13 protein-coding genes and 1 tRNA gene are annotated in these 15,612 nt (G+C 60.0%); 9 read left to right on the top strand and 5 right to left on the bottom strand.

The features are described 5' to 3' along the window. Nucleotides 1-119: 119 nt before the first annotated feature. Nucleotides 120-205: transfer RNA gene (locus HMPREF3135_RS01300), tRNA-Leu, on the bottom strand. Nucleotides 206-431: 226 nt separating this feature from the next. Between HMPREF3135_RS01300 and HMPREF3135_RS01295 the strand changes: the two genes are divergently transcribed. After that, a complete protein-coding gene (locus HMPREF3135_RS01295; RefSeq protein WP_049170574.1) occupies nt 432-1,004 on the top strand; it encodes a YbhB/YbcL family Raf kinase inhibitor-like protein in 573 nt (190 codons plus the stop codon). Between the two features lie 138 nt (nt 1,005-1,142). Here the strand turns inward: HMPREF3135_RS01295 and HMPREF3135_RS01290 are convergent, their stop codons facing one another. The 3 genes from HMPREF3135_RS01290 to HMPREF3135_RS01280 all read right to left on the bottom strand — a co-directional run bounded on the left by HMPREF3135_RS01290 (nt 1,143) and on the right by HMPREF3135_RS01280 (nt 4,451). Further along, a complete protein-coding gene (locus tag HMPREF3135_RS01290; protein ID WP_016422783.1) occupies nt 1,143-2,243 on the bottom strand; it encodes a quinone-dependent dihydroorotate dehydrogenase in 1,101 nt (366 codons plus the stop codon). Then, on the bottom strand, nt 2,244-3,407 hold the full coding sequence (locus HMPREF3135_RS01285) for a hypothetical protein (protein ID WP_210384695.1): 1,164 nt from the start codon (nt 3,405-3,407) through the stop codon (nt 2,244-2,246). A 108-nt stretch (nt 3,408-3,515) separates the two neighbouring features. Continuing rightward, nucleotides 3,516-4,451: an aldo/keto reductase gene (locus tag HMPREF3135_RS01280; RefSeq protein ID WP_070437473.1), complete on the bottom strand. Its 936-nt coding sequence runs from the start codon at nt 4,449-4,451 to the stop codon at nt 3,516-3,518. Between the two features lie 132 nt (nt 4,452-4,583). Here HMPREF3135_RS01280 and HMPREF3135_RS01275 point away from each other — a divergent pair, with 132 nt between their 5' ends. Genes HMPREF3135_RS01275 through metH form a run of 4 tightly spaced genes read left to right on the top strand, consistent with a single transcriptional unit; the run spans nt 4,584 to nt 10,958 of the window. After that, a complete protein-coding gene (locus HMPREF3135_RS01275; RefSeq protein WP_040361409.1) occupies nt 4,584-5,465 on the top strand; it encodes an undecaprenyl-diphosphate phosphatase in 882 nt (293 codons plus the stop codon). A gap of 18 nt (nt 5,466-5,483) precedes the next feature. After that, nucleotides 5,484-6,839, top strand: a complete 1,356-nt coding sequence (gene mshC, locus HMPREF3135_RS01270) for a cysteine--1-D-myo-inosityl 2-amino-2-deoxy-alpha-D-glucopyranoside ligase (RefSeq protein WP_070437471.1) — start codon at nt 5,484-5,486, stop codon at nt 6,837-6,839. A gap of 2 nt (nt 6,840-6,841) precedes the next feature. Continuing rightward, the gene (locus HMPREF3135_RS01265; protein ID WP_049189278.1) at nt 6,842-7,249 is read left to right on the top strand and encodes a hypothetical protein; all 408 of its coding nucleotides are present in this window, start codon (nt 6,842-6,844) and stop codon (nt 7,247-7,249) included. Nucleotides 7,250-7,298: 49 nt separating this feature from the next. Beyond that, complete coding sequence (gene metH / locus HMPREF3135_RS01260) at nt 7,299-10,958, top strand: methionine synthase (protein ID WP_070437468.1); 3,660 nt, start codon at nt 7,299-7,301, stop codon at nt 10,956-10,958. Nucleotides 10,959-10,965: 7 nt separating this feature from the next. Here the strand turns inward: metH and HMPREF3135_RS01255 are convergent, their stop codons facing one another. After that, complete coding sequence (locus HMPREF3135_RS01255) at nt 10,966-11,871, bottom strand: thioesterase family protein (RefSeq protein ID WP_016422790.1); 906 nt, start codon at nt 11,869-11,871, stop codon at nt 10,966-10,968. 155 nt (nt 11,872-12,026) lie between these two features. Between HMPREF3135_RS01255 and HMPREF3135_RS01250 the strand changes: the two genes are divergently transcribed. The 4 genes from HMPREF3135_RS01250 (at nt 12,027) to aspA (ending at nt 15,598) form a co-directional block, all read left to right on the top strand. Next, nucleotides 12,027-12,710, top strand: coding sequence for an HAD family hydrolase (locus tag HMPREF3135_RS01250; protein ID WP_083276364.1), 684 nt, complete (start codon nt 12,027-12,029; stop codon nt 12,708-12,710). 22 nt (nt 12,711-12,732) lie between these two features. Next, entirely contained in the window at nt 12,733-12,996 is a 264-nt protein-coding gene (locus tag HMPREF3135_RS01245; protein WP_070437465.1) for a phosphoribosyl-ATP diphosphatase, read from the top strand. A gap of 14 nt (nt 12,997-13,010) precedes the next feature. Continuing rightward, nucleotides 13,011-13,856 (top strand): ATP phosphoribosyltransferase, encoded by an 846-nt coding sequence (gene hisG / locus HMPREF3135_RS01240; RefSeq protein WP_016422792.1) that lies wholly within the window; start codon nt 13,011-13,013, stop codon nt 13,854-13,856. Nucleotides 13,857-14,149: 293 nt separating this feature from the next. Continuing rightward, nucleotides 14,150-15,598, top strand: coding sequence for an aspartate ammonia-lyase (gene aspA / locus HMPREF3135_RS01235; protein WP_070437462.1), 1,449 nt, complete (start codon nt 14,150-14,152; stop codon nt 15,596-15,598). The last annotated feature ends 14 nt before the right edge of the window (nt 15,599-15,612 follow it).

The following is a 15,612-nucleotide window of genomic DNA, read 5'->3' as shown; positions in this document are numbered from 1 at the left end:
GAGCGGACACACTTTTTGTCACTTAACCCTAACCCGCAATAGGGCAGTCCCATTGGTCCGACAGACAAAGCAAAAATCCCGAGAGCTGCACTAATTGCAGTTTCTCGGGATTTATCTTGTGTCCGGAGGGGGACTTGAACCCCCACGCCCGTTAATAGGGCACTAGCACCTCAAGCTAGCGCGTCTGCCATTCCGCCACCCGGACCGGGTAGGAAGCACTTCCGTGCTGACCTGTGATACTGTATCCCGACTACATAATGAAACACAAATTGGCAGGTCAGAGGGGCATTAGCGCGCCAAACCTGGGTGTAATTACATCAGCGGTGTTAGCCCCGCATCCGCCTTGGATTCGCACTGAGAATCAGGCCCTGCAGATAGGGAGTCTTGTAAAGTCCCTGCAGCGCGCTCATAAAGTAGGCACACTGGTAGTTATGACTACGAATTCCAACGACACCGCAAACGACACTGCAAATGCTCCGGTTTTCCCGGGACCAGATCCGTACGCACCGCTGAAGGATTTGCCAACCTTCGAGCTGTCCTCGCCAGATATCAAGGACGGCGAGAAGATTGCGGATGAATTCCGCGCTCCGTCGAATGTTTCCCCACAACTGGATTGGGCAAATCTGCCGGAGGGCACTAAGTCCATTGCCGTGACCTGCTTCGATCCGGATGCTCCGACCGCTTCGGGCTTCTGGCACTGGGCTGTCTTCAACATTCCAGCGACCGAAAAGGGTCTGCCACAGGGAGCTGGCTCCGAAGACGGCTCTAAGCTGCCAGAAGGCGCTATCCAGCTTGTCGGCGACTCGGGCATGCGTGGTCACTACGGAGCTAACCCACCGGCGCAGCATGCCCCACACCGTTACATGTATGCGGTGCACGCGGTCGACGTGGAGAAGCTTGAAGTTCCGGAAGATGCGACGCCGACCGTGCTTGGCTTCAATCTGTACTTCCACTCGATTGCGCGTGCCATCATCACGCCGTGGTGGGAGAACGTCGGGGAGTAGGGATACGCCGCCCACACGGGCAACTCAACCGACCGGGCACGCTACTCATACAGAAAACCCCGGGGCCAGCGCCTTCATGGCAGCTGGCCCCGGGGTCACGTGTTTATTGGGTTAGGAAGCCTCAACGGCTTTCAGCAATTAACCACGCCACGGCAGACCACAGCCGACTGCCTCCGAAATGGAGTAGAATCCCTGAGCTCGAATCTGGCGAGCCAACCCTTGGTGAATGTCACGAATCCAGTCCGGACCGCCATAAATCAACGGTGTGTAGCCCTGCAGTAGGGAAGCGCCGTTGGCAATCCGCTCCCACGCTTGCTCAGCCGTTTCTATGCCGCCGACGCTGATGAGAACTAGTTTGTCTCCGACGCGCTCGTGCAGCAGCTTCAGCACCTCTAGTGACCGAGCTGCCACAGGAGCACCCGAGACTCCACCGGCCCCCATCTCCGCGACCTCATCCGCGGGCGTACGCAGACCCTCACGAGAAATGGTGGTGTTGGTAGCCACAATGCCTGCCAGCCCCAGGTCAACAGCCAGGTCAGCAACTGCGATGACATCATCGTCGGAGAGATCAGGAGCAATCTTGACCAGCACCGGCGAGTCGGTCTCCTCAGTCACCGCTGCCAGAATCGGGCGCAGTGACTCCACCGCCTGAAGGTCGCGCAGACCCGGCGTGTTCGGTGAGGAGACGTTAACAACAACGTAGTCCGCCAAGCCGCCGAGCTGGCTAGCCGATTCTCGATAGTCATCGACGGCCTCTTCCAGCGGAGTCACCTTGGTCTTACCAATGTTGATACCGATGACGTCGTCACTGCGACGCGCCCGCAAGTTCTCCGCTACAGCAGCGGCGCCGGGGTTGTTGAAACCCATGCGGTTCAAAATGGCGCGATCTTCCTTCAGACGGAACAGACGCGGGCGATCGTTGCCCGGCTGCGGCTTGGCAGTCACGGTTCCCAGTTCCGCGTAGCCAAAACCAATTGGCCCCCAGCAATCCGGGGCAATAGCAGCCTTGTCGAAGCCCGCGGCGAGCCCCAGCGGACGCGGGAAGTCCACACCGAACACGGTTTGACGCAGCACAGCATCGTCAACAACGAGTAGCTTGCTCACCGCCCGCTGTAGACTCTCCGACTTCTGCAGCCCCTTCAGGGTCTTCGAGATGGCCTCGTGAATCTGCTCCGGTGGGACCTGGAACATTGCCTTTAGCGCGAGTTGATAGGACTTGGCGCGAAGTTTCGAAGGCATCTACTTAGTCTCTCCCTCGGAGTCGTCTGCTCCCTTGGTGTCACCTGCACCGGTCGGTAGTTTATCGGCTGGTTCCCGAACCGACATCTCCTCACGGATCTTCTCTGCATCCTGCTTGAAATCAGCAATTGCCTTATCGACGTCCGCGGAGTCAAAAATCTGGGCCCCGTCACCGGTAGCCGAGAAGACGCCAATCTGGCCATCCTCGGTGGCGACAACCGACTGTGGGTCTGCAACCGTGTTGATGTCCGCGACCTTGACTGGGGTACCCGAGCTGATGTCGTAGCCAGTCAGCTTGTTCACCTTCGTCGAAGTCACCCAGACAATTCCGCGCGATTCATCGACCGCTACCGCCCACGGAGCCTCCGGGGCCGGAGCTGCCTGGTGGAGGCGAATGACGTCAGTGGCAGTGTAAATAAGCAGCTGGTTGCCCTTGGTGTCTGCGGCAGCAATGACCTGATCACCGGAAGCTACCTTGCCGACGCCGATGCCCGCACGCAGAGCAGAGCCAGCGCGAGACTCATCGAGCTTGAGCTCATGCACCGAAGTCTCCGGACGGTTGACCTCTAACAGCTTGACGTCCGCGTCATTGTCCGCTCTGGGAATCTCAACGAGCTGCGAACCGTTATTGGCAGCCTTGAAGTCACTGGCCAACTCGCCATCAGCGCCGAACACATCGACGACATTGCTATCCGCATGGTCACCGATGATGCGACCGCCTTCCAGTCCAACTGCGGCGGAGTAGTTGGTGCCACGGCCGACAACGGCCGTTTCCGTAGCCTGGTCAGTAATGACGTGGATGCCATCTTCACACGGCAGCAGAGCGTTAGGGCCGCCCGGCGCGAGCTCACCACACTTCGCGTCCAGCTTCATTGATCGCTCAATTGGGTTATTCAGCGGACCGGCAAAGATCTTGTCCCCGGCCTTCAGGACAACTCGGTCGCCGACAAGCACGGCATCGGTAACGTCCTCATCAATCTTCTTGGTCTTCCCGATAGCAGTATCGGGAGCAGCGGGTGAAGCGGCCGGCACTGGCGTGGCGTTGCCCATTCCGGCATCGATGTCTCCTTCCACATCGGAGGAGCATCCTGCCAGGACCACTGCGCTAGCGGAAAGCCCCGCTAGAAGGGAGGTTATGACACGTCGACGACTGTTTTCACTCACGCTATAGAAACTACCACCCCGGTCTGATTACTTTGTGGACGCCTCCAGCCGTGGGAAGTTCTCGCATTCGTTGTGCCTTATAAGTCTTTATAAGAATGCGGTTACTGATTACAGCGTGACGTCGTCAAGCGCGTTGCAAATCTGCGGTGGCAGCGTGAGTTGTTCGGCGGTGAGGTTTTCGCGTAGCTGAGCGCGGTCTCGAGCGCCAACGAGGATCGAGGTGACGCCCGGCCGATCGCGTGCCCAGGAAATCGCTGCGACGGCAGCACTGACGCCGAGCCCCTTGGCTGCGGTGGTCAGCGCGCCTGCAACCGTGACGCCGCGTGTGTCGAGATAGTCCTGTACCTCTGCATCGGCGTGTTCGGAAGCAGCGCGGGAGTCCTCGGGAATGATGTGCTGGTATTTGGCGGTCAAAACGCCTTGGGCCAGTGGGGCGCCACCAATAAAGCCGAGCCCCAAATGCTCACAGGCGGGCAGCAGTTCTGCCTCAGGGCTTCGCTGGAGCAGCGAGTACTCATGCTGTGCGAACACCGGAGCGATTCGATCCGCGGCGGCATGCGTCACCGCTGCCTGCCATCCGCTGTATCCACGCACTCCGGCGTAACGTACTTTCCCCGTGCGCACAGCCCATTCCAGGGTATCGGCGACCTCTTCCGGTGGGGTCAGCCCATCCCAGTAGCCGGGCGACCACAGATCAATGTGTTCGACGCCGAGGCGTGCGAGCGTATCGTCGAGGTCCTTTTGCAGTGTCTTACGCGAGCAGTCCACGCGCCTGCCGACGGGCCGCTCGGGGTGTATGCCAGATGCGACCGAGAGCACCAATTCGTCGGCGACACCGCGCTTTGCGATGACTGCACCCAGCATGTCGGCAACAGTGTCGCCGCCGTGGAGTGGGGAAGCGTCGACAAGGTTGCCTCCGGCGTCGAGGAAGTCCGTCAGGATGCGTCCGGCTTCGTCTTGCCTGGTACCCGCACCCCAGGTGGCCGTACCCAGCCCCAAGGCGGAGACGCGTAAACCGCTGTTGCCCAGAATTCGTTGTTGCACGATTTTTACTTTAGGACACCCGTGTGCGGTCGCGGGAAAAGTTCCGCGGGAGAGGTCTCGCTATCGCCGCACCGAAACCTCGCTATAGCCACAACACAAACCGGACGAGTAGCCTATACACCCGTGACTATCATGACGACACTAAGCGCCTCAGCAGATACCGCTGCCGATACCGCCGGCACCGGTATGACCTGGGCGCAGACGATCATCCTGTCCGTAGTGCAAGGTCTGACGGAATTTCTCCCGGTGAGTTCCTCGGGGCACCTTCGGATTGTCTCCGAGCTGCTGTGGGGCCAGGACGCCGGTGCATCCTTCACCGCTGTGGTGCAGCTTGGCACCGAATTGGCTGTGTTGGTGTTCTTCGCCAAGGACATCTGGCAGATCCTCACTGGCTGGTTTGCCGGTCTGTTCAATAAGGAAGCCCGCGGTTTCAACTACCGCATGGGTTGGATGGTGATTGTCGGTACGCTGCCGATTGCCATCATCGGTGTGCTGGGGAAGGACCTCATCCGCGATAACCTGCGCAATCTCTGGATTACAGCCGCTGTGTTGGTGCTTTTCTCCTTTGTCTTTATCGCCGCAGAGAAGTTCGGCCGTCGTGAGCGCAACTATGAAGAGCTGACCATGCGAGATGCCATCGTCATGGGTTTCGCGCAGTGCCTGGCGCTCATTCCGGGTGTGTCGCGCTCGGGCGGTACGGTGTCTGCCGGCCTGTTCTTGCACTTGGACCGAGAGGTTGCAACGCGCTTTTCCTTCCTGCTGGCTATCCCCGCTGTTTTCGCTGCTGGAATTTTTTCGCTTCCAGACGCGTTTGACCCTGCGGCGGGACAGGCCGCTAGTGGTGCGCAATTGGCCATCGGTACGCTGATTGCCTTCGTCGTCGGCTATGCGTCTATCGCATGGCTGCTGAAGTTTGTGTCGAACCACTCCTTCGCTTGGTTCGCCGCGTACCGCATCCCGGTCGGTTTGATTGTTATGGTGTTGCTCGGCTTCGGCACGATCAACGCTGTTTAGTGAGGTAGTGAGTATTTAATGCATTCGTGGCCCCAACCACAGGTTCCCAGTCTCGGCGATGCGCGTTTCGATGTGTTCAACCGCGCCAGCAATACAGGTAAGGCGCATTCGCTTGACGACGAAAACTCAACATCGGTACCCCTACGCCTCTACGACACCGCGGATCAGAAGGTCTCCCAGGTGGAAGCGGGACCGGAGGCGACCATGTACGTGTGTGGCATCACACCCTATGACGCCACGCACCTGGGGCACGCAGCAACCTACCTCACCTTTGATCTGATTTACCGTCAGCTGCTGGACAATGGACACTCGGTGCATTACGTGCAGAACATCACCGATGTCGATGACCCGTTGTTCGAACGTGCGGAGCGCGATGGGGTGGACTGGCGCGAGCTGGGCACCTCGCAGATTGATTTGTTTCGCTCGGATATGGAAAACCTGTCGGTGATTCCACCGCGCGACTATATCGGCGCCATTGAGTCCGTGGGCGAGGTCGTGGAAATGGTCGAGAAGCTGCTGGAGAATGGCTCGGCCTACCAGCTCACCGATGACGAGTACCCGGATGTGTACTTCCGCAAGAGTGCCACTGAGAACTTTGGTTACGAGTCCAATTACTCGGCAGAGCAGATGGCGGAGTTCTTTGCGGAGCGCGGTGGCGACCCGGATCGCCCGGGCAAGGAGGACCCACTGGACGCGCTGGTGTGGCGTGCCGCTCGCCCCGGGGAGCCAAGCTGGGAGGCTCCTTTTGGTGCGGGCCGGCCGGGTTGGCACATTGAGTGCTCGGCGATTGCCACCAACCGCTTGGGTAAGAGCTTCGACATTCAGGGCGGTGGCTCGGATCTCGCGTTCCCGCACCATGAGTTTTCGGCGGCTCACGCTGAAGCCGCTACTGGCTGTGCACGTATGGCGCGCCATTATGTTCACGCTGGCATGATTGCGCTCGATGGCGTGAAGATGTCCAAGTCGCTGGGTAACCTGGTGTTTGTCTCCAAGCTGGTGGCCGCCGGCGTCGACCCGAGTGCTATTCGTATTGGCGTGTTCGCCAGCCATTACCGCTCTGATCGCGATTGGTCGGACGAGGTGCTGGAGGCGGCCAAGGCACGTCACGAGGCCTGGCGTGCGGCTTGCACAGCTACAAAGACTGCCACCGATGAGAAGGCTGTGAGCGCAGCAGCGGCACTGGTTGCCGATGTGCGCGCAAGCCTGGCCAATGACCTGGATACGCCGGCTGCTCTGGCCGCTATCGATGCCTGGGCTGCGGAGTGGTCCTCGGATACCAGCAACAAGGCAGATGCTGGCACAGTAACCGGCGCAGCGGGTGCCGGAGAATTCGTTGCCGCCGCGCTGGACGCGCTGCTTGGCGTTAAAATTTGAGCATGAGCAACTCAGATCTGTCTGCTGTCGAAGTAACGCAAGAGAACATCGATAAGCTAGTTGCCGATTTGCGCATGTTTGCCACCGGCAGCTACCTGCAGCCCGAGGAACGCGAGTTCTGGGAGCCACTTTTTGACGAATCGGTAGCCGACCAGGTCGGGGAAGCCCTCCGTGAGGCCGCCGCTGGTATTGATCAGGCGGCGGAACTGGCCGTCGATAAGCGAGAAGAAGCCGCAACGCAGGCGGTAGAGAACTGCCTACAGCGCGTGGCTGCGATTGAGCATGAGCACGGTGGCTCGATTTTTGATGAGGAGCTCGACGAGATTCTCGCGATTATCAATTCCGCAACGAAGGCTGTCGGTTTGGACCTGCCTGCGGTGAAGGCGGAAAGCTACTTTGAGATCGAATAACCAGCCCGATTAACGGCGCGGTTATGAAAGTAGACTAAGGTGTCTATTCATGACTGATCGCCACTCTTCCGAGTTCCTCACCGCACTGCACAGCCGTGTACTCATTGGCGATGGCGCCATGGGTACCCAGCTGCAGTCTTTTGACCTCGACGTTGACGCGGACTTCCTCGGCTACGAGGGCTGTAATGAGATTCTCAATGACACTCGTCCCGACATCATCGAGACGATTCACCGGCGTTATTTCGAGGCCGGCGCCGACCTGGTGGAAACCAATACCTTCGGCTGCAACTTCCCGAACCTCGCGGATTACGACATTGAAGACCGTATCCAGGAGCTAGCGCACAAGGGCACCGCAATCGCCCGCAAGGTCGCTGACGAAATGGGGCCGGGGCGCGAGGGTATGCGACGCTTTGTCCTCGGTTCGCTGGGCCCGGGCACGAAGCTGCCATCGTTGGGGCACGCTCCGTACGCTCAGCTTCGCGACGCATACACGGAGGCCGGACTCGGCATGATTTCCGGTGGCGCGGATGCGTTTTTGATTGAGACCTGTCAGGACTTGCTGCAGGTAAAGGCGGCCGTCAACGGTGTCAAGGCCGCCATGCGACAGGCTGACAAAAAGATTCCGATCGTCGTCCACGTGACCGTCGAGACCACAGGCACCATGCTGATGGGCTCGGAGATTGGTGCAGCCCTGGCAGCGCTGCAGCCGCTGGGGATCGACATGATTGGTCTGAACTGTGCAACGGGTCCGGACGAGATGAGCGAGCACCTGCGCTACCTGTCCAACTTCGCCTCCATTCCTGTATCGGTGATGCCGAATGCGGGCCTGCCAGTGCTGGGTAAGAACGGTGCGACCTACCCGCTGACCGCACCAGAGCTAGCCACAGCGCTGCGCGGCTTTGTTGAAGAGTTTGGCCTGGCGATGGTCGGTGGCTGCTGTGGTACCACACCGGAGCATGTTTCCGCTGTGCGCGATGCTATTACCGGTGCAGGCGCCTACGCCGAGCAGGGCCCTGCTGTTCAGGCAGCACGCCCATCGACGGATCCGAATGCAAAGCCAATCGATGAGGTCGCTTCTCTGTACTCGGCAACCCCGCTGACGCAGACAACCGGCATCACCATGATTGGTGAGCGCACCAACGCCAACGGTTCCAAGGCTTTCCGCGAGGCCATGCTGGCCGGCGACTGGGAGAAGTGCCTAAACACCGCCCGCGGTCAGGTCACCGATGGCGCACACATGATCGACCTGTGTGTGGACTACGTGGGGCGCGACGGTCGCGATGACATGGCAACCCTGGCATCGCAGATCGCCACCTCGGTGACGTTGCCGGTCATGCTGGACTCCACGGAACCGGAAGTTTTGAAGACTGGCCTGGAGCACCTCGGTGGTCGCTGCGCGGTCAACTCTGTGAACTTTGAAGACGGCGATGGCCCGGACTCGCGCTACCAGCGCATTATGCGCCAGGTTGTTGAGCACGGTGCTGCCGTGGTCGCTTTGACTATCGACGAAGAAGGTCAGGCGCGTACAAAGGACAAGAAGATTGAGATTGCCGAGCGTCTCATCGCCGACATCACCGGCACGTGGGGACTGCGCGAGCAGGACATTATTGTCGACTGTCTGACTTTCCCGATTTCCACTGGCCAGGAGGAAACTCGCCGCGACGGCATCGAAACCATCGAAGCCATCCGCGAACTTAAGCGTCGCCACCCGAACGTGCACACCACGCTCGGTCTGTCCAACATTTCCTTCGGTCTGAACCCGGCGGCTCGCCAGGTACTCAACTCGGTGTTCCTCAACGAGTGCATCGAGGCCGGTCTGGACTCCGCCATTGCCCACAGCTCCAAGATCTTGCCGATGAACAAGATCGACGACAAGCAGCGCGAAGTCGCTCTCGATATGGTGTACGACCGCCGTCGTGAAGCGGGGCACCCCGACGGGGAGTATGACCCACTGCAGGTATTCATGGAGCTCTTCGAAGGAGTCTCCGCCGCTGACGCGAAGGACGCCCGGGCCGAAAAGCTCGCCGCCATGCCGCTGTTCGACCGCCTGGCGCAGCGCATCATCGACGGTGAGCGCACGGGTATCGAGGCTGACCTCGATGAGGGCATGAAGGAAAAGGAACCGCTGGCGATTGTCAACGAGGACCTGCTGCGTGGCATGCAGACCGTTGGTGACCTGTTCGGTTCTGGCCAGATGCAGCTGCCATTCGTGCTGCAGTCGGCCGAGACGATGAAGGCCGCGGTGGGCTACCTCGAGGGCTTTATGGATGCCGAGGATGCCACGGGCTCCAAGGGCTCGATTGTGCTGGCCACGGTGAAGGGCGATGTCCACGACATCGGCAAGAACCTGGTGGAGATTATTCTCTCCAACAACGGCTACACCGTGCATAACCTGGGCATTAAGCAGCCAATCGCTACGATTCTGTCCGCCGCCAAGGAACTGGATGTCGACGCCATCGGCATGTCCGGCCTGCTGGTGAAGTCCACTGTGGTGATGAAGGACAACCTGCTGGAGATCAACTCCGCCGGCGATGCCACCCGCTTCCCAGTACTGCTCGGCGGCGCCGCGCTGACGCGTAGCTACGTGGAAGACGACCTGTCCGAGCTCTACCACGGCGATGTCTACTACGGCAGGGATGCCTTCGAAGGACTGCGCATCATGGACGAGCTGATGGCAGCTAAGAAGGGCCTCGGCCCAGACGAGAATTCGCCAGAGGCCATTGCTGCCCGCGAGAAGAAGGAAGCTCGCCGCGCCCGCCGTGAGCGCTCCAAGCGCATCGCCGCGCAGCGCGCCGCCAAGGCTGCTGCTGAAGCCCCCGAGGTGCCGGAGCGTTCCGATGTCGCCGCTGATGTCCCCGTTGCGACACCGCCGTTCTGGGGAACCCGCATTGTCAAGGGCCTGCCCCTCGACGACTACCTGACCACCCTCGACGAACGCGCTCTGTTCATGGGGCAGTGGGGACTGCGCGGCACCCGCGGCGACGAGGGGCCGAGTTACGAGGAACTGGTCGAATCCGATGGTCGTCCACGCCTGCGCGCATGGCTGCAGCGCCTGCGCGCCGAGAACATCCTCCAGCATGCGGCTGTCGTCTATGGCTACTTCCCAGCAGTTTCTGAGGGCGATACCGTACACGTACTGCCGCTACCTGCGGAAGGGGAGCAGCCCGACCCCGCGGCAGAGCCAGTGGTGTCCTGGACCTTCCCGCGCCAGCAGCGTGGTCGCTTCCTATGCATTGCTGACTTCATTCGCTCGCGCGAAGATACCATCGCCGCAGGACAGACCGACGTCATGCCGTTCCAGCTGGTGACCATGGGACAGCCCATCGCTGACTTCGCCAACGATATTTACGCCAAGAACGAATACCGCGACTACCTGGAGGTTCACGGTATCGGCGTGCAGCTCACCGAGGCGCTGGCCGAGTACTGGCACCAGCGCATTCGCTCCGAGCTCGCGTTCTCCGACGGCACAAGTGTTGGCGCGGAAGACTCCGACGATACCCAGGACTTCTTTGACCTGAAGTACCGTGGCGCTCGTTACTCCTTCGGCTATGGTTCCTGCCCGGATCTGACCTTCCGTCAGGGCATGATTGACCTGCTGCAGCCGGAGCGCATCGGCGTGGAGCTCTCTGAGGAGCTCCAGCTGCACCCAGAGCAGTCCACCGATGCGTTCGTGCTCTACCACCCGGAAGCGAAGTACTTTAACGTGTAGCTTCGCGCTATCCCTGCGGTCGCACCAGCAAGGTCTGCATGCTGCGGCCGATGGGGCCGTGCACATCGTAGAGCTCGCCCGCGGTCATGCCGATTCCGTCCGGCCCAATGGAACCGCGGGCGGCGATGCCCACCCAGCCGCCGTCTTCCGACTGCAACTCCGATTCCGCCGACTTCTCCGAGGCGCCGAGCTGGGGGAGTCGGTGCAGGTGAACCACTAAGTCGGTATTCATAAACGCCCACTGGTGCGGGCTCAGCGTGGCCCCGATACCGTTGGCGGTATCAGCTACCTGCATGACTCGCTCCACCGCAGTCGGCTCCTCCCCGAGCACGATTGGGTACTGCGCGCGAACCCAGTGAATTTGCGTCTCGGCCAGCTCTTCCGTCGCGCCGGCGCGGGCTTCAATTGATTCGATGTAGCCGCCACTCCAATCGTCGGTAAGCGGAATGTACTCGGCGCTGCATTCCTCGGGCCCGGGCACCTGCTTGTCGAATGCACGCTCAATATCCCGCGTATCCGCAGTGGCCATCATCCATGCGGACGCCGTGGCAACTGGCCGCCAGGCACCCTTGACGTCGGCAAGCAATTCGGCTTCGACCTTGGCGATCTGCCGCCCCGGGCGCGAGACCCATGAGCGCGCGCGGAGCTCCGTGTACGGTACAGCCGACAACAGATCCACGGCGATGCGAGTAATACGCATCCCCTCGCTTTCCAGACGGCGGCGCTCCAACATGCGCGTCAGCAGCGCCGACGGCGGCGCACCGTGCTGAAACGGCCCCCACGCCCCATAAGTGAAGCTGGTGGGCATGAAGCGCTCGTAGCTGAGCTCGCCTTCGGTGACCGTCCCTAGCGGAATGAAATATGCCTCGGGTTGGTCGATAGCCTGGGCGAGCGAATCTTCAGTGGTTGTCATAGCGAGTCGATGCCTTTCATTCACGCGGGACACGTTCATGCGGTGGTTTCATGCAGCACCGCAACATACTTTCCTTCCTGAAACTCTAAACCTTCATCCGACGGTTTTGCTGACATAATCGCTAAATGCTTGATTGCCTGGCATAGTCGCATGGTGTGAAAGCAATTTTGTGGGACATGGACGGCAGCCTCATCAACACGGAACCTCTGTGGGAGATTGCCACGTACGACCTCTCGGAATTCGTAGGCCGCCGCCTGACTCCGGAGTTGCGCATGCAGTGCGTCGGCAACACGCTCTGGGACACGCTGTCGATTTGTGCTGATCATGCGGGACGCACGCTTGACGACGAGCTGTTTGCCTCGGGCTCCCAATTCGTCGAAGGTCGCTTCACTGAATTGGTTCTAGAACATGGGGTGGAGTGGCGCCCGGGTGTGCCGGCGATTTTGGACCAGGCCCGGGCTGCTGACATTCCGGTGGTGTTGGTGACCAATACCCGTCGGCACGTGGCGCAACCCTGCATTGATGTCATGGGGGAGCAGCACTTCGCCGCAACAGTGTGTAGCGATGAGGTGGCCAACGGCAAACCGGCACCGGATCCGTACTTGCGTGGCGCAGAGCTAGCCGGATTTGCGCCAGAGGACTGCCTGGCTATCGAAGATTCCTCAACGGGGGTGCGCTCTGCACTCGCTGCGGGATGCACGGTGGTGTGGAATCCAATGCCGGATGTGAGCGTTTCGCAGGCTGATGTGGGGACGTTAGTACCCCCGGCGCGCTTCATTTCGGGCAATTTGGATACCTCGAATTTGGGCTTTTTGCGGGCTGCTTTCGCGGGCGAGTAGACGACATGGAACAATAGACCGGGTGAAGAACTTTGATGACCTGTTTGCAGAGCTGAAGGAAAAAGCACAGTCGCGCCCCGAGGGATCGGGCACAGTCAAGGCGCTGGACGCTGGTGTGCATTTCCAGGGCAAGAAAATTGTCGAAGAGGCCGGTGAGGTCTGGCTTGCAGCTGAGCACGAATCTGACGAAGCCCTCGCAGAGGAGATTTCGCAGCTGTTGTACTGGCTGCAGGTGGTCATGGTCGGTCTCGGGCTGAGCCCCGAGGATGTTTACAAGTACCTGTAGGAGAAATCAACACCATGCTGCGTATTGCCGTGCCCAACAAGGGATCGCTGTCCGAGGCGGCAGTCGAAATCCTGAAGGAAGCTGGCTACCCGGGTCGAGGCGACTCCAAGAGCCTGACCATCCACGACGAAGCCAACGACATTGAGTTTTTCTTCCTCCGCCCGAAGGATATTCCCATCTACGTTGGCAACGGCCATCTGGATTTGGGCATCACCGGCCGCGACCTGGCCGCTGACTCGCTGGCTCCGGTCGATGAGGTTCTGAATCTGGGCTTCGGCGCCTCGACCTTCCGCTACGCCGCTCCGGCCGATGAGGAGTGGACCGTAGAAGCTCTGGAGGGCAAGCGCATTGCCACCTCGTACCCGAACCTGGTGCGCGAGGATCTGAAGGCTCGTGGCATTAACGCCACCGTCATTCGCCTTGATGGTGCAGTGGAGATTTCCATCCGCTTGGGAGTTGCCGACGTAATCGCCGATGTTGTCTCCACCGGTCGTACCCTGCGCAAGCAGGGATTGAAGCCATTCGGCGATGTTTTGGTCAGCTCTGAGGCAGTTGTTGTCGGACGCAAGGGCGTAGAGGTCACCGAGGAGCAGCAGGTGTTCCTACGTCGCATGACCGGCATTCTGCATGCCAAGACGTACTTGATGATTGACTACAACATCCGTGCGTCCGCGCTGGAAGAGGCATCCAAGCTCACCCCGGGCCTGTCTGGTCCGACCGTGTCGCCGCTGGCTAACGAGGATTGGGTAGCAGTTCGCGCGCTAGTTCCGAAGGCAGAGGCCAACCCGCTCATGGATGCCCTGGCGAAGATTGGTGCCGAGGCGATCTTGGCTTCGAATATCCGTATCGCGCGTATTTAGTGGAGACGTGACCTGCTCGAGGGGTGAGGGGGCGTGCCGTCTCAAGTAGGGGCCCATTTCGAGATGGATCCCCATCTCGAGCGGGGAACTGACCAATGCATTTTCACTCCCACCTACGTCGACGTAAGTAGTAGGCTTGGCACTGAGCATGCGCACGGCGTTAGCCGTACTGACATAGTCCCCTTATGCCGGAAAAGCGGCAGTTGCGCCAGCGCTGTAGTTTTGACGGTGTAACCGCAGCGCCACGAATTGTGGTTCATAAGACTGCGCCTACGAGAAGGGATTGCTTCCACATGTCCGCAACACGTACCGAGGTCGACCTGCTTGGCTCTATGGAGGTTCCGGCAGAGGCTTACTACGGCATCCACACCCTGCGCGCAATCGACAACTACCAAATCTCAGCCAAGACCATCAACGACGTGCCCGAATTCATTCGTGGCATGGTGATGGTAAAGAAGGCCACGGCCATTGCCAACCAGCGCGTCCACACGCTGCCCAGCGATGTTGCAGACATCATTGTCGCCGCATGTGATGAAATCCTGGAAAAGGGACGCTGCATGGATCAGTTTCCAATCGATGTCTTCCAGGGTGGCGCTGGCACCAGTCTCAACATGAACACCAACGAGGTCATCGCTAACCTCGCTCTGGAACTGCTCGGTCTGGAAAAGGGCCGATACGACGTCATTCACCCCAACGATGATGTCAACCAGTGCCAGTCAACCAACGACGCCTACCCAACAGGTTTCCGTCTTGCTATCCACATGTCGCTACTGAGCTTGCAGAAGCACGTCGACTCCCTGGTTGAGGCCCTACACGCCAAGGGTGATGAATTCAACGACATCATCACAATGGGCCGCACGCAGCTGCAGGATGCCGTTCCAATGACCCTGGGACAGGCTTTCCACGCATTTGCCCACAACCTTGAGGAAGAGCAGGAGTCCATCGCAACTGCGTCGGCACGCCTGCTGCAAATCAACCTGGGAGCAACCGCTATCGGTACCGGCGTGAATGCGCCGGCAGGCTACCGCGAGGCCGTGACCCAGGCACTACGTGAGGTCAGTGGCTTTAAGGTGACCTCTGCGAAGGACCTGATCGAAGCCACCAGCGATACCGGCGCCTACGTCAGCGTGCATGCATCCCTGAAGCGTGCGGCCATGAAGATTTCCAAGATGTGCAACGACCTGCGCCTGCTGGCATCGGGTCCACGAGCAGGACTGAATGAAATCAACCTGCCGGAGCGCGCCGCTGGGTCTTCGATTATGCCGGCAAAAGTTAACCCGGTAATCCCGGAGGTCGCGAACCAGGCCTGCTTCAAGGTCTTCGGCAACGACGTGACCCTGACCTGGGCAGCCGAGGCCGGTCAGTTGCAGCTAAACGTGATGGAGCCTGTCATCGGCGCATGCCTCTTCGAATCGATTGAACTGCTGCGCAACGCTACCGATACTCTGCGCGACAAGTGCATTACCGGCATCACCGCTAACCCGGAAGTCTGCCGCGGCTATGTGGAAAACTCCATCGGTATCGTGACCTACCTGAATCCGGTCATTGGCCACCACGAGGGCGATATGGTCGGCAAGGAAGCCGCTCGCACCGGCCGCTCCGTCCGGGACATTGTCCTCGAACGCAGGCTGATGGACGAGAAGGAGCTCAACCAGGTCCTGAGCACCGAGAACCTCATGCACCCGGAATATCGGGGTAAGCGCTATGTGGCAGGGGAGTCTCGCCTCGACGATTTGTCCTAAGCGGCAACAAGTCT

Source organism: Corynebacterium sp. HMSC14H10 (genome assembly GCF_001807105.1).
GTDB classification, from domain to species: Bacteria; Actinomycetota; Actinomycetes; order Mycobacteriales; family Mycobacteriaceae; genus Corynebacterium; species Corynebacterium jeikeium_D.
The sequence above is the reverse complement of the archived record's forward strand: the minus strand, read 5'-3'. Positions and strand labels throughout refer to the sequence as shown.

Coding starts and splice junctions, on each gene's coding strand:
- metH (WP_070437468.1), top strand. CDS start 7,299: ATGACTGATCGCCACTCTTCCGAGTTCCTCACCGCACTGCACAGCCGT.
- HMPREF3135_RS01275 (WP_040361409.1), top strand. CDS start 4,584: ATGACGACACTAAGCGCCTCAGCAGATACCGCTGCCGATACCGCCGGC.
- HMPREF3135_RS01265 (WP_049189278.1), top strand. CDS start 6,842: ATGAGCAACTCAGATCTGTCTGCTGTCGAAGTAACGCAAGAGAACATC.
- HMPREF3135_RS01290 (WP_016422783.1), bottom strand. CDS start 2,243: ATGCCTTCGAAACTTCGCGCCAAGTCCTATCAACTCGCGCTAAAGGCA.
- HMPREF3135_RS01295 (WP_049170574.1), top strand. CDS start 432: ATGACTACGAATTCCAACGACACCGCAAACGACACTGCAAATGCTCCG.
- aspA (WP_070437462.1), top strand. CDS start 14,150: ATGTCCGCAACACGTACCGAGGTCGACCTGCTTGGCTCTATGGAGGTT.
- HMPREF3135_RS01255 (WP_016422790.1), bottom strand. CDS start 11,871: ATGACAACCACTGAAGATTCGCTCGCCCAGGCTATCGACCAACCCGAG.
- hisG (WP_016422792.1), top strand. CDS start 13,011: ATGCTGCGTATTGCCGTGCCCAACAAGGGATCGCTGTCCGAGGCGGCA.
- mshC (WP_070437471.1), top strand. CDS start 5,484: ATGCATTCGTGGCCCCAACCACAGGTTCCCAGTCTCGGCGATGCGCGT.